The organism is Cupriavidus sp. 05T41, from assembly GCF_056396525.1.
In genome coordinates, this window is the sequence record NZ_JBFTLQ010000075.1 from 59040 (window position 1) to 73039 (window position 14000).

Consider the following 14000-nt stretch of genomic DNA (forward strand, 5'->3'; position numbering starts at 1 on the left):
GGCCCGCTAGCGCTTCAGGCCCAGCAGGTCACGCGCGATGACCCAGCGGTGCACTTCCGACGGCCCCTCGTAGATGCGCATCAGGCGCGTTTCGTTGGCCATCTGCTGCAGCGGCATTTCCTTGGTCATGCCCATCGCGCCGAAGGCTTGCATGGCGTGGTCGATCACGTCCCAGGCCATCTCGGTGGCGAACACCTTGATCATCGACACCTGGGTGCGCGCCTCGTCGCCGGCGTCGATGCGCGCGGCGGCCTCGTAGGTCATCAGACGGCAGGCATGGATGCGCGTGGCGGCATCGGCCACCCACCACTGGATGGCCTGGCGATCGGCCAGCGCAGCGCCGAAGGTGCGGCGCTGCGGCGCGTACTCGCACAACATGTCGAGGGCGCGCTGGGCGCGGCCGATGCACCAGGCCGCCATCTGCACGCGCCGGCTCGACAGCCGTGCCTGCATCGGYGCGAAGCCCTGGCCTTCCACGCCGAGCAGTTGCGTGCCAGGAATGCGGCAGTCTTCCAGCACCACCTCATAGGTGGAAGCACCGCCGATCATCGGGATGCGCCGCTCCACCTTGAAGCCGGGCGTGCCGCGGTCGACCAGGAAGGCGGAGATGCCTCCGCGCGCGCCGCGCGCCTTGTCGGTCACCGCCATCACGATGGTCCAGTCGGCGCGTGCGGCGCGGCTGATCCAGATCTTGCGGCCGTTGAGCACCCAGTCGTCGCCTTCGCGCTCGGCGCGGGTGGACATCATGGCCGGGTCGCCGCCCGCGCCCGGCTCGGAAATGGCGATGGCGGAGATGGTCTCGCCCCGCGCGTAGGGCTCCAGGTAGCGCGCGCGCTGGGCCTCGTCGGCGGCCTTGAGCAACATGCGCAAGTTGGGCGAATCGGGCGGCAGGTCATAGGGCGTGATGGTCTTGCCCAGTTCCTCGTTGACGCCGACCATGGCCACCACCGGCAGGTCGGCGCCGCCCATCTCGGCCGGCGCGTCCAGGCCCCACAGTCCCAGCTCGCGCGAAAGCCCGTCGAGCCGCGCCTGTTCCTGCGGCAGCAGCGCGAGCTGGCCGCCCTGCGCCTCGCGCGCCAGCACGCCCGCTTCCAGCGGAATCAGCTGCTCGCGCACGAAGCGCGCGACCAGGTCCTTGAGCATCTGGTGCTCTTCGTCCAGTGCGAAATTCATGCCTTGTCTCCTTGTCTTTTGTGCGCCTGCATTGCGGGCTGCATCAGGCCGCGTTCCTGCCGCCCGCCACCAGCGCGATCTCGTCCGGCCCCAGCCCGGCTTCGCGCAGGACTTCCTCGGTGTGCTCGCCCAGCCCGGGCGCATGGCGGCGCAGCGACAGCGGCGTGGCGGAAAACCGCGTCGCCGGCCGCATCTCGCGCAGCGGGCCTTCGGTGGGATGTTCGGTCTGCTGGAACAGCCCCACCGCCGCGAGGTGCGGATGTTGCGGCAATTCGTCCGGCGTGCAGATCGGCGTGGCGGGAATGTCGAGCTCGCCGAACAACGCCATCCACTGCGCCGTGGTGCGCGTGGGCGTGATGTCTCCCAGGTGCTGGTACAGCGCGCGGATATTGGCATTGCGCTGGGCACGGCTGGCGATGTTGTATTTGTCCGCCAGGTCGTCGCGGCCCACCGCGTGGAAGAAGGCCTTCCAGTGGCGGTCGGTATAGGGCAGCGCGCAGATCCAGCCGTCGGCGGTCTGCGCCGGCCGGCGCCCGCCTTGCAGCAGGCGCGCGTAGCCGGCGGCACCGGTGGCCGGCTCGAAGGTGAGCCCGGCCAGGTGCTCGGCCATGACGAAGCTGGCCATGGTTTCGAGCATCGGCACTTCCACCGACTGGCCGCTGCCATGGCGCTCCCGGTGCAGCAGCGCGGCCAGCACGGCGTTGGCCAGGGCCAGCCCGGTKGTCTTGTCCGCGATCAKGCTCGGCACGTATTCCGGACGGCCACCCGCGGCCGAGCCCAGCGCCACCAGCCCGCAGGCGGCCTGGATGATGTCGTCGAAGGCTGGCTTGTCGCGATGCGGTCCGTCCTGGCCGAAGCCGGTGGCCACGCAGTAGACGATGCGCGGATTGAGCGCCGCCACCGCGGCATAGCCGAAGCCCAGCCGCTCGATGGCGGCCACGCGCATATTGTGGACCAGCACGTCGGCACCGGCGATCAGGCGGCGCAGCGCGGCCGCGCCCGCGGGCGTCTTCAGGTCCAGCACCACGGAGCGCTTGTTGCGGTTGAGCGCCAGGTAGATCGAGCTCATGCCGGCATGACGCGAGACGCCGTTGGCGCGCATCAGGTCGCCCTCCGGGCCTTCAACCTTGATCACGTCGGCACCCAGGTCGGCCAGCGCCTGCGTGGCCAGCGGGCCCAGCACGACCGAGGTCAGGTCGAGCACGCGGATGCCGTCCAGCGGGCCGGCCGAAGCCGGAGTTGGCTTGTGCATGTGGCCTCCCTCAGCGGCGCTGGAATACTGGCGCACGCCGCTCGGCCATGGCCGCCACGCCTTCGCGGAAGTCGTCGGTGGCGAACTGCACGCGCTGGATGGACAGCTCGCGCCGGTTGGCCTCGGCGATGCGGTCGGCCAGGCCGAGGCGCAGCGTCTCGCGCGTGCTTTCCACGGCCAGCGGGGCCGACGCCGCGATCTCGTGCGCCAGCGCCAGCGCGCGCGCGCGCACTTCGCCCTGTGCCACCAGTTCATCGGCCAGTCCGATGCGCACCGCCTCCTCGCCGCCGATGCGCCGGCCGGTATAGAACAGCAGCGCGGCCTGTTGTTCGCCCACCAGGCGCGGCAGCGTCACGCTCATGCCGAAGCCGGGATGAAAGCCCAGCCGGTTGAAGCTGGCGCTGAAGCGCGCCTGCGGGCAGGTCACGCGAAAATCCGCCACCAGCGCCAGGCCCAGCCCGGCGCCAATGGCTGCGCCCTCCACCGCCGCCACGATCGGCTTGCGGTTGCGGTAGAGCTTCATGGCCTGCGCGTAGAAGGCCGACGGATCGCGCGACACGCTGCCCTGGTMCGGCGCGCTGAAATCCGCGCCGGCGCAGAAGGCGCCGACACCGGACGACAGCACCACCGCGCGGCAGCTGTCGTCCTCGTCGAGCTGCAGCAGCATTTCGGCCAGCCGGCGCATGACATCGGCGTCGACGAAATTGTGGGGTGGGCGGGAGATCTCGATCTGCGCGACGTGCTGGTCGCGGGACAGATGGATTTTCGGCTKGGATGCCAAGGTCATGGCGAAGGCTCCGGGTGGATGATGGAGAACGGGGAAAGGCCGCGCCGCCGCTTGCCGGCGCCGCACCACTAGCCGACAGTATTCGCCGATGCCGTCGGCGGCGCTACACTACAATTTCGGATACCGAAATTACTGGCGGCTCGCAAGGTGCGCCAATCCACTCGCATGCCCGCTGCCACCTCGACCMGCCAGATCACGCACAGCACCGGCCGTTTCACCCGCCAGACCGAAGGCAGCCAGTCGCTCGAGCGCGGCCTGACGCTGCTGCGTGCCTTTCGCGTCGGCTCCTCCAGCCTGACCAACGCCGACCTGGCCGCCCGTACGGGCCTGCCGCGTCCTACCGTGAGCCGGCTCACGCGCTCGCTGGTMGATGCCGGATTCCTGCACTACGACACCACCGAGCGTGCCTACCGGCTGGCGGCCGTGGTGCTGAGCCTGGCCGATGCGTTCCGCCATGCCACCGTGGTGGCGGATATCGCCCTGCCGCTGATGCGCAAGATCGCCGAGGCGGAGAAGGTCAACGTGGGGCTGGCGGTCGGCGACCAGACTGCGATGGTCTACCTGGCATCGGTACGCCACAGCCGCGACAGCGTGTCGCGCACGCGGCGCGTGGCGCCTGGCACGCGCGTGCCGATGGAGCTGACGGCGATCGGCCTGGCCTATCTGGCCGCGCTGCCCGCCGGCGTGCGCGAAGACCTGGTTGGCAAGATCGCCGAGAAGGCCGGCGAGCAATGGCCAGGTTTGCGCAGGGAGGTGAGGCGGGGCATCGCGCAGGCACAGGCGCTGGGCTATTGCAGCGCCAACTACCAGCCCGGTMACCTGACCGCCGTGGGCGCGGCCTTCCGCGGGCCGGACCATCAATGGTACGGACTCAATATCAGCTTTCCGCACAAGGCCAGCGAGAAGCCGCGCGATGTCGAACGCTACGCGCCGCTGCTGCTCGGCCTGATCGCGCAGATTGTGGCGGCCTGCGGAGATGGCGCGGCCGCGTGAATGCAGCCCGGCAGGGCTCAGGCGCCGGCGTGCGGCGGCTTAAGCAGCGGCATCGGCATCAGCAGCGGCATCGGYGGCGGCAACGTTCGCCGGCTCCGGCGGGCGGTTGCGTCGTTCGGCATGGGGTTCCGGGCATCGCACAGGCGCGGTGTCCGGGCGCGGCCAACGCGGCCAACATCACGGCCCGGTGATCGGCAGGTGCCAACGGATGCGTGCTTGCGCCGCGTCGCACGCAACGGCACGCGGCTCCGTGCCGGATGGCGCTTGCATCACCATCCCTGCCCTCGCCGCCACGGCGACGGCGACGAAAATTGCATTTTTCGCAAATATCATATTCATTAGCTAGGGAAGCCAGAACGGATGAATAAACACAGGCCCCCGCTTCGCGGGCCGCCAGCATTGCCTTGCCGGGACCGGTGCGGTGCGCCGTCGCGCGCCTTTGCGCAAAGCCCGGACCTGCGGGGAGGGACCATGATCACCATCGCGCTGAAAGCTGCACCGCGCCGCGACTGCGAGGCGTTGTTCAGCAGCGGCCAGGTCAACCCCACCCGCGTTGCCCCGCTGCCAGCGCGCTCCAGGTCGCTGGTGCTGCCAGGCGATCGGCGCGATTGCGCGTAGCCGGCCAGACGCCCATGCCCCGCAACTACTCGGAACTCGAGATCGTCATCGGTACGGATAGCGATGGCAGGTACGAGGTGGAAGCGCGGCATCGCGTGCCGGAGGGCGACGCCATCACGCCGCGCGTGCCGCTGGCGCTGGCGCCGGACGCGCCTGCGCTGCGCGATGCCGATCCGCAGGTTTGCGGGCGCGCCCTCGCAGCCAGCCTGTTCGCCGACCCGGTGGTGCGCGACGCCTTCGTGGCCGCGCAAGCCGCGGCGGACGAGCGCCGCCTGGACCTGCGCGTGCGACTGCGTATCAGCGTGGAGGCGCGCGAGCTGCACGCGCTGCCCTGGGAAACCCTGTTCGACCCCGCCGGCGAGCACGCACTCTTCATCGCGCAGCGCTGCTTCTTCTCGCGCTATCTGTTCGCGCGCGAGATGCGCCTGCCCAAGCTGCGCGCCAAGAACGACGTGACGGCCGTGGTGGTGGTGGCCAATCCGAGCGGACTCGGCCCGGAACTGACGCCGATCGACGCGCCGGGCGAGGCCGCGCGGGCCGCCGCCGCGCTGGCTCCGGTGCCGGTCACGGTTCTCGCCGAACCCGGGCAGGCGTCGGTGGAGCGCTTGCTGAGCGCGCTGCGCGACGGCGTGGACGTGCTCTATCTCGTCTGCCACGGGGCGCTGGTGGACGGCGAGCCCATGTTGTGGCTCGAACGCATCGATGGCTCGCGCGACCTGGTGCCCGGCAGCGTGCTGGTCAACCGCATCGGCACCCTGGACCGCCCGCCMGGCCTGGTTGTGCTGTGCTCCTGCCAGAGCGCCGGCGCGGGCGCCGCGCGCGGCGGCAGTACACTGATGGCGCTGGGCCCGCTGCTGGCGCAGGCCGGAGTGCCGGCGGTGCTGGCCATGCAGGGCAATGTGGGCATGGCCACCATGAGTGCCTTCATGCCGGTGTTCTTCGGCGAGCTGCGCGATCACGGCGAGGTGGACCGCGCGGCCGGCGTGGCGCGCGCGGCGGTCAGCCAGTTCCCTGACTGGTGGATGCCGGCGGTGTTCACGCGGCTCGACAGCGGCCGCATCTTCTACCCGCCGGGCTTCGGTCCAGACGAAGGTGACGGCACCGATGCCTGGCACGCCGTCATCGAGAATATCCAGCATGGCGAGACCACGCCCATACTCGGCCCGGCGATKAGCGAGACGGTGTTCGGCTCGCGCCTGCAGCTGGCGCAGATGTGGGCCGAGGCCTATCACTTCCCCATGGCGGCGCACGAGCGCGATGAACTGCCGCAGGTGGCGCAATACCTGGCGGTGTCCCAGCAAKGCGTGTTTCCGCGCCGGTTGTTCTACAAGTTCGCCTACCAGCACCTGTGCCAGCAGTACCGCGACATCCTTCCGCCGGCGCTCTGCGCGCTGCGCAACGAAGACATCATCGCCCAGCTCGGCGACGTGGTCTGCGCGGTGGGACGCGCGCAGCGCCAGCAGGATGGCAATAACCCGTACCGCGCCATGGCCCGGCTCAAGCTGCCGGTCTACCTGACGACGGACCCCAGCGACCTGCTGGCCGACGCCCTGCGCGAAGGCGGCGCCGATCCCGGCATCCGGCTGTGCCGCTGGAACCGCCAGGCCGAAGCCTGCGACGACACGCTGGCCGAAGGCCGCAAGCGCGCCAATCCCAGCGCGCAGGCGCCGATGGTGCTCAAGCTGTTCGGCGATCTGCGCGAGCCCGGCTCGCTGGTGCTCACCGAGGACCAGTACTTCGACTACCTCACCAGCGTCTMGGTCAACCGCAATGCGATACCGCTTTCCGTGCGCGCACGGCTCAACGACAGCGCGCTGCTGTTCGTCGGCTTCGACGTGCAGTCGTGGGAATTCCGCATCCTGTTCCGCAGCATCCTCAACCTGGAGGGCGCGGATCTGCGCCAGGAGTACCAGCACCTGTCCGCCCAGCTCGACCCCAACAGCATCGTCGACCCGGTCAGCGCGCGGCGCTACCTGGAGCGCTACTTCCAGGACAAGGCGCGCCTGAAGCTGTACTGGGGCGACGTGGGCATGTTCACCACCGAACTGTTGCGGCGCCTGGAAGGATGAGATGGCAGCCAATCCCGCTCCCGCCAACGCCGCACCCGAGACCCCCGAGCCACGCGCCAGCGCGCGCGGGCCCTATATCGGGCCGATGCCGCTGGGCGAGACCGACCCGATCTTCGGCCGCGACGCGGAGATCGGGGAACTGCGCGACCGCCTCATCGCCGACCGCGTCGTCCTGCTGTATTCGCCCTCCGGCGCGGGCAAGAGCTCGCTGATCGAGGCCGGGCTGCGCCCGCGCCTGGCGGACCGCTTCGACGTGCTGCCGACCGCGCGCGTGAGCGTGCCGTACGAGGGCGAGAACCGCTACGTCACCAGCGTGCTGCACTGCTGGGCCGCGCGCAGCGAACTCAGGCCGCGCCCGGACGATACGCTGCTGTCCTGCCTGGCGCGCCTGGAAGACCAGAGCACGGGCGGCCGCACRCGGCGGCTGCTGATSGTGCTCGACCAGTTCGAGGAGATCTTCACGCTCGACAGTACCGACACCGGCGCGAAGCAGGCCTTCTTCGCGCAACTGGGCGAACTGCTGGGCCGCAGCGGCAGCCCGGTCTGGGCCCTGGTGGCGATGCGGGAGGAGTATTTTTCGTGGCTGGACGCCTACCGCGACCTGGTACCGACGCGCCTCACGAACACCATGCGCATCGACTTGCTGTCGAGGGAGCAGGCGCTGGAAGCCCTGCGCGGCCCGGCTATGGCGGCCGGCGTGGACTTCCGCGAAGACGCCGCGCGCCGGCTCGTGAAGGACCTCGCCCAGGTGCGCACGCGCGACGCCGCCGGCCAGGTCAGCCTGCGCGAGGGGCGCTTCGTCGAGCCCGTGCAGTTGCAGGTGGTTGCCCTKAGCCTGTGGCAGGCGTGCTTCGGGCCGGACGGGCCGCCCGCGGGCGGGGGCACCATCACGCTCGAGCAGGTGCAGCAGCTCGATACCAGCGCGGCRCTCGCCTCCTACTGCAATATGACGCTGGACGCGGCCAGCGGCACGCGGCTGCGCCAGCGCGTGGTGCGCGACTGGATCGAAAACAGCCTGATCACCGCCAACAATATGCGTGCCCAGGCAACGCTCGATGCAGGCTTGCGCAACTCCCCCACCGCGGCCGAGCTCGACATCCTGCAGCAATATCACCTGGTGCGCGCACAGAGCCGCCAGGACGCACAATGGCTCGAACTGGCGCACGACCGGCTGATCGAGCCGGTCCGCGCCAGCAATGCGCAGTGGCGCACCCAGTACCTGCCGCACTGGAAGCAGCTGGCGCGGGCGTGGGCGCTGTCGGGCGAGAACCCGGGCGTGTTMGGCAAGCTCACCTCCACCGAGGAACTCGACGACACCCTGCTCGAAGCGGAAGACCGGCACAGCGAAGCAGAGAACCGCTTCCTGGCCGCCTACCAGCGCCATCGCGCCGAGTGCGAGCGCGCCCGGCGCTGGCACATCTTCGGCTACTCGCTGGCGGGCGCCACGCTGCTGTTCCTCATCGTGGTGGTGGTGCTGGCGTGGCAGTTGCGCACGACCAAGCAGGACCTCGCCATGCAGAACGCCTTGTTCTCCCTGCTCAGCTCGCGACCGGCGCCGGACGCCGCGCTGCTGGCCGCGGTCGAAGGCACGCGCGGCCAACACAGCCATAAGCGTCCGGAAGCCTTCGATTTCCGGCGCTCGCTGGTCGGCAMGATGAACCGCGCCCGCCATATCGAGACCTACCTCGCGCGCGCGGACCAGCAGATGCTGGCGGTGCAGGCCGATGCCGGCTATCGGGTCAGCGCGCGCCTGGGCGGTGGCCACTGGATCGTGGATATCACCGGGCTCGGTCCCGGCGGGCATACCGTGCGGCTCGACGAGACCGCGCTGCGCAACCAGCATCCCGAGGGCGTGCGCGTGGTCGCGCTGACGGGGGCCGGCACGCTGGCCACCGGCGGGCAGGACGGCAGCGTGGCGCTGTGGAATATCGCCCAGCCGGCACGCGCGACGGTACTGTCGCTGCCGGCGGGGGCCAGGCGCGAAGGCGGATGGGGTCCGGTCTCCGCGCTGTCCGGCGACGGCCAGCGGCTGGTGGCGGGCTACGACCGCGGCCGCATTGCGGTGTGGGATCTCACCAAGGCCGGGGACACCTGGCGCAGCCCGATTGCAAGCGGGCGCGCGCACGCGCTGCGCGTCACCGACGTTGCGCTGTTCGGCCAGGGCCGGCAGCTTGCCACGGCGGGGCGCGATGGCAAGGCCAGGCTGTGGCGCCTGCCGGATGATGCGCAGGCAGCGCCGGCGGTGCTGGGCACACCCGAGCAGGAGCTGGCCGCGCCGGCCGACAACACCGACTGGTTCGCCGGCTACCACAGCATCGCCGTCAGTCCGGACGGCAGCCTTGCCGTGGCCGGCACGCGCGGCGGCCGCATCAGCGTGTGGCGCACCGCCGATGGCACGCTGTGGCCGCGTRCGCTGCTGGGCCACGACGACGCCGTGGTGCAGCTGGTGTTTACCGACGACGGGCAATTGCTCTCGGGCGGCTGGGACGGCCGCGTGATCCGCTGGCGGCTCGAACCTGAGCGCATGCAATTCACGCGCAACGAGCTGCTCGACCTGCCAAGCCAGATCACCGGACTCGCGCTGGCGGGCAAGGACCAGCGCCTCCTGGCATCGACCGATCAAGGCGAACTGCTGCAGATGCGCTTCGACGCGCCGCGGCACCCGATGGCTACCATCGTTTCGCGCGGGCAGGACAGCGCGCCCCCGCTGCTGCTGGCGCTGGCCGGCATCGCCCCGCCTCTGGTTGCCGCGACCGAGAACGGCAAGCTCGTCCTGCTCCAGACCGAGGCGGGCAAGCCGGCCAGCAGGCGGCCCGTCGCCCTGCCGGCCGCCCCCGTGCGGGCGCTGGACTGGGCACGCGGCGCGCGGCGTCTTGCGGTGGCCGATGACAACGGCCAGATCTGGCTGCTCGCGGCCGACGGCAGCGGCAAGGCCATCCTGCCCGGCGTCATGGCCGGTGCCGGCGCCCGCCTGACACTCAGCGAGGACGGCCGCCTGCTGGCAATCCGCTCTGGCGAACCGGCCGAGGACCGTCGCCTCGAACTCTGGCGCCTGGCGCCCGATGCCGGCGCGGCCGCGCCGGCAGGATCTGGCTCTACCGCCACCCCAGCCGCGCCATCGACCGCCGCCGACGCCGCCACCTGCCGCATCCCGCTGCCCGATCCGCTCGTGCACGCCGCCTATGCCACCTTCAGGCCGGGAACGGCCGAGCTGGCCGTGGCCGAGGACGACAAGATCAGCCTGTGGCGGATCGGCCCACCCGGCGCCGATTGCCTGGATACCAAAGCGATCCTGGTCCAGCGCTTCGAGGCGTTGCCGCGCGGCCAGATCACCAGCCTTGCCTTCGACGCGCGCGGCGCCACGCTGGTGGCCGGCAACTATCTCGGCAAGGTGTACCGGCTGGCGCTGCCCAAGGCTGCCGCGGCCTTGCCGCCGCCGGCGCAGGCCGCACCCATCATCCTCAAGCAGGATGCGGCAGGCGTCATTACCGCGCTGGCCGTGCCCGACGCGCCGTTTGTCGTCGCCGGGGACGACCACGGCAATCTCTTCCTGCTCGATCGCGAGACCGACCGGCCGCTGCCCATCCCGCAGACACTGTATCGCGACCAGCGGCAACCGATCGCCGCGCTCTCCGTGAGCGATGRCGGGCGCTGGCTATACGCCGCGGGGACCGCGMTGGCGGCGATCTGGGACCTGGACATGGAGCAATGGCGCAGGCAAGCCTGCGCCATTGCCGGCGGCGGCTTTACCGCCAGACAGAAAGCGGATTTCTTCCCGGGCGATACACCGCAGCCAAGCGCATGCGAGCCGCGCTGAGCGCGCCGGGCACCACGGACTGGCCGGCGCATCGACAAAGATCCGCCGGCCAGGTTCTCAGACGAGGGATTTCTCATGCCAATCCAGGACATTGCCGGCAGCAGCGCCACCTACGCCCTGCTGGCGCTCGACGAGGCAGGCAACGAACGCAGCGACGACCCCGACGGCACCGGCGGATACCTGTCCGCGCGGCTGCTGGAACAATGGCAGGCCGCACCGCCTACCGATGTCTTTTTCTGGAGCCACGGCTGGCAGGGCGACCTGCCAGCGGCGCGCGCGCAGTACGACCGCTGGATCGGCGCTTTCTCGCGCAGTGTCGGCGACGAGCAGGAAATGCGCGCGCGGCATCCGGGCCTGGCCGTTGCCCACATCGGCCTGCACTGGCCCAGCCTGCCCTGGGGGGACKAGGAGATGGGCGACGGTGCCAGCTTTGCGCCGCAGGCTGGCGGCGGCCCGCAGGCAATGATCGACACCTATGCGCAGCGCCTCGGCGATACCCCGGCCGTGCGCGCCGCGCTCGCCGCCATCTTCGAAGCCGCACGCACCCAGGCCGATGCCGCCAGCCTGCCGCAGGACRCGCGCCAGGCCTACCGGCAGCTCGACCAGGCGCTTGCGCTCGGCAGCGCGGGCGTGGGCGGTGACGCCGGCTCCGACCGGCTGCCCTTCGATCCCGATGCCGCCTTCGCCGAAGCCAGCCAGCTCGGCGCCGCCTTCGGCGGTAGCGGCTTGCTGGGCGGGATCCTGGCGCCACTGCGCCAGCTGTCMTTCTGGAGCATGAAAAAACGGGGGCAGACCGTCGGCGAGCAAGGCGTGCATGCCCTGCTGAACCGCATCGAGGACGCGCTTCCGGGCGCGCGCATGCACCTGATGGGCCACAGCTTCGGCGCCGTCGTCATGTCCGCCACGCTGGGCGGCCCAGGCGGGACCGCGGCGCTGCGCCGCCCGGTGGCTTCGTGCGTGCTGGTGCAGGGCGCGATGTCGCTCTGGGCCTATGCGCCGGACATCCCGGTACGGCCAGGCACGGCTGGCTACTGCCGCCACCTGCTGGAAGATGGCAAGGTCAGCGGCCCGCTGGTGGTCACCCGCTCCCGGCATGACAGCGCGGTCGGCACCTTCTATCCGTGGGCCGCGGGCGTGGCCGGCCAGGTTGCCTTCGATCCGGCGCAGGCCTATCCCACCTTCGGGGCGATCGGCGCCTTCGGCATCCAGGGCGTGGATGGCAGCGCGGACGCGGCCATGATGCCTTACGACGGGCGCTACGACATGGCGCGCGGCAAGGTGCTCAACATCGAAGCCAGCGAATTCATCTGCCACAAGAGCGGGGTCTCGGGCGCGCACAACGATATCGACGGCCCCGAGGTGGCCCACCTGATCTGGCAGGCCGCACTGACCGGAGCGGCATCATGAGCCCGGCACCGGAACCGACGCCGGCCGGCGGCGGCGACTCCATGCCGCTCCCGCTCGGCATCCAGGCTGACACCGGGCGGCCGCTGGCGGAACTCGATGCGCAGGGCATCGAGGCCTTCGCCGCGCACGAGCAGGCCGGCCGCCGCGCGCCAGAACGGGCCGCGGAGAAGGCCCGGCAGGCCGACACCTATGCCGTCCTGGGCGACATCGACGGCGACAAGCTGGGCGAGGCCGGCTGGGGCCTGCTATTCCCCTCCGACGTCGATCCCGCGCCTTACCTGGATGCGCTGGCGCCTCTGATCGCCTGGCGGCGGCGCGAGGCGGGCGATATCACGGTGTTCCAGGGCGCCGACGGCTGCCTGCCGGGCGAGACCGCCGCGACCTGGCTGGCACGGCACAAGGTCTCGCTCAACGTGGTCGATCCCGCGCTGGGCGTGCCCTATTACCTCGTCCTGATCGGCCCCCCCGGCAAGATCTCGTTTGCCTTCCAGTACACGCTCGACCTCTACTGGGCGGTCGGCCGGCTGGACTTTCAGGAGATGGCGGATTTCCGCAGTTATGCGGACAGCGTCGTTGCCTATGAAACCGCCGCCAGCGTGGCGGCTCGCCGCAGCATCGCGCTGTTCGCCACCTGCCACGACTTCGACCGCGCCACCCAGCTGCTCACGCGGCAACTGGCCACACCGCTCGGCCAGGGCACCGCGCAGGCCAAGCCCTTGGGCGAACGCCAGGGCTTCTCGATGCAGGCGTTGCTGGGCGAAGCCGCCAGCAAAGCCGCCCTCACCGACGTCCTGCGCGGCAAAAGCCCCGGTGGCCAGCCTGCCMTGCTCTTCACYGGCTCCCATGGCATGGCCTTGCGCGCCGACGACGCGCGCCTCGCCGACACCCAGGGTGCCCTGGTCTGCCAGGACTGGCCCGGCTACGGCAAGATCGGTCCCGAGCACTGGTTCGCCGCGCAGGACGTCCCCGACGACGCGCAGTGTCACGGGCTTATCCAGYTCTGTTTTGCCTGTTTTKGCGCAGGATGCCCGGAATTCGACAATTTTAGCGGCATCTCCGCAGGCAGCGCGGGTGTTCCTGCCCGCCTCGCACCCGCCCCTTTCACCGCGCGCCTGCCGCAGCGCCTGCTCGCGCATCGCCATGGCGGCGCCCTCGCCGTGCTCGGGCATGTCGACCGGGCATGGGCCTACGGCTTCCAGTCCGAGCGTGCCGATCCGCAGACGCAGGGATTCCGCGATGTGGTCGGCAGCCTGTTGCGTGGCGAGCGTGTTGSGCAGGCCACCGATCGCTTCAATATCCGCTGGGCCGCGCTGAGCACGGAGCTGGCCGACCTGCTGCGCGACCGCTGCGCGGGGGCCGCGGTACCGGATACCGATATCGCGCTGCGATGGGTGGCGCGCGATGACGCGCGCAATTATGTGGTGCTGGGAGATCCGGCCGTGCGGCTGAGGGTACGGGATATGGCCGCGACCGGCGCACCGACGGGCTAGACGGGCATTTCGGGACCGCAACACCGCCGCCGCGGACCGGTTGCTGCAAATTGGTCGCTATAAATCAGCCGCCCCAAAAGCAAAACCCCCCAGTACTTGCGTACTGGGGGGGTTCAAGGGAGAGCCTGGCGATTACCTACTTTCACACGGGTAATCCGCACTATCATCGGCGTGGAGTCGTTTCACGGTCCTGTTCGGGATGGGAAGGGGTGGTTCCAACTCGCTATGGTCACCAGGCATAAACGGTGTGCCGYGCTGGSGTTGAGCCAGCACAGCAAATAGGGATGTAGTCAGGTTGCGAGGTATCGGCCGAGCTTTGCTAGCGGCACGCGATACGTCATACCAGGAGAAACACACTGGTTATAGGATCAAGCCTTACGGGCAATTAGTACTG

The 14000-nt window shown here is 70.3% G+C and carries 9 protein-coding genes and 1 rRNA gene; 6 read left to right on the plus strand and 4 right to left on the minus strand.

From position 1 onward, the window contains the following. Positions 1 to 6: 6 nt before the first annotated feature. Genes AC1DKV_RS31690 through AC1DKV_RS31700 form a run of 3 tightly spaced genes read right to left on the minus strand, consistent with a single transcriptional unit; the run spans position 7 to position 3212 of the window. Positions 7 to 1173, minus strand: a complete 1167-nt coding sequence (locus tag AC1DKV_RS31690; protein ID WP_441612743.1) for an acyl-CoA dehydrogenase family protein — start codon at positions 1171 to 1173, stop codon at positions 7 to 9. A 43-nt stretch (positions 1174 to 1216) separates the two neighbouring features. After that, on the minus strand, positions 1217 to 2425 hold the full coding sequence (locus tag AC1DKV_RS31695) for a CaiB/BaiF CoA transferase family protein (protein ID WP_477138865.1): 1209 nt from the start codon (positions 2423 to 2425) through the stop codon (positions 1217 to 1219). 10 nt (positions 2426 to 2435) lie between these two features. Continuing rightward, positions 2436 to 3212, minus strand: coding sequence for an enoyl-CoA hydratase/isomerase family protein (locus AC1DKV_RS31700; protein ID WP_477138866.1), 777 nt, complete (start codon positions 3210 to 3212; stop codon positions 2436 to 2438). Positions 3213 to 3377: 165 nt separating this feature from the next. Between AC1DKV_RS31700 and AC1DKV_RS31705 the strand changes: the two genes are divergently transcribed. The 6 genes from AC1DKV_RS31705 (at position 3378) to AC1DKV_RS31730 (ending at position 13606) form a co-directional block, all read left to right on the plus strand. Continuing rightward, positions 3378 to 4205 (plus strand): IclR family transcriptional regulator, encoded by an 828-nt coding sequence (locus AC1DKV_RS31705; RefSeq protein ID WP_477138867.1) that lies wholly within the window; start codon positions 3378 to 3380, stop codon positions 4203 to 4205. Between the two features lie 471 nt (positions 4206 to 4676). Further along, positions 4677 to 4823, plus strand: a complete 147-nt coding sequence (locus tag AC1DKV_RS31710) for a hypothetical protein (RefSeq protein WP_441612739.1) — start codon at positions 4677 to 4679, stop codon at positions 4821 to 4823. Positions 4824 to 4837: 14 nt separating this feature from the next. Beyond that, positions 4838 to 6892, plus strand: a complete 2055-nt coding sequence (locus AC1DKV_RS31715) for a CHAT domain-containing protein (RefSeq protein ID WP_477138868.1) — start codon at positions 4838 to 4840, stop codon at positions 6890 to 6892. Between the two features lies 1 nt (position 6893). Beyond that, on the plus strand, positions 6894 to 10709 hold the full coding sequence (locus tag AC1DKV_RS31720; protein WP_477138869.1) for a WD40 repeat domain-containing protein: 3816 nt from the start codon (positions 6894 to 6896) through the stop codon (positions 10707 to 10709). Positions 10710 to 10784: 75 nt separating this feature from the next. Beyond that, positions 10785 to 12116: a hypothetical protein gene (locus tag AC1DKV_RS31725; RefSeq protein ID WP_477138870.1), complete on the plus strand. Its 1332-nt coding sequence runs from the start codon at positions 10785 to 10787 to the stop codon at positions 12114 to 12116. Beyond that, positions 12113 to 13606 (plus strand): C25 family cysteine peptidase, encoded by a 1494-nt coding sequence (locus tag AC1DKV_RS31730; protein WP_477138871.1) that lies wholly within the window; start codon positions 12113 to 12115, stop codon positions 13604 to 13606. The genes AC1DKV_RS31725 and AC1DKV_RS31730 overlap by 4 nt, the downstream gene beginning before the upstream one ends. A 123-nt stretch (positions 13607 to 13729) precedes the next feature. Here the strand turns inward: AC1DKV_RS31730 and rrf are convergent. Next, positions 13730 to 13843, minus strand: a 5S ribosomal RNA gene (gene rrf, locus AC1DKV_RS31735). Between the last annotated feature and the right edge of the window lie 157 nt (positions 13844 to 14000).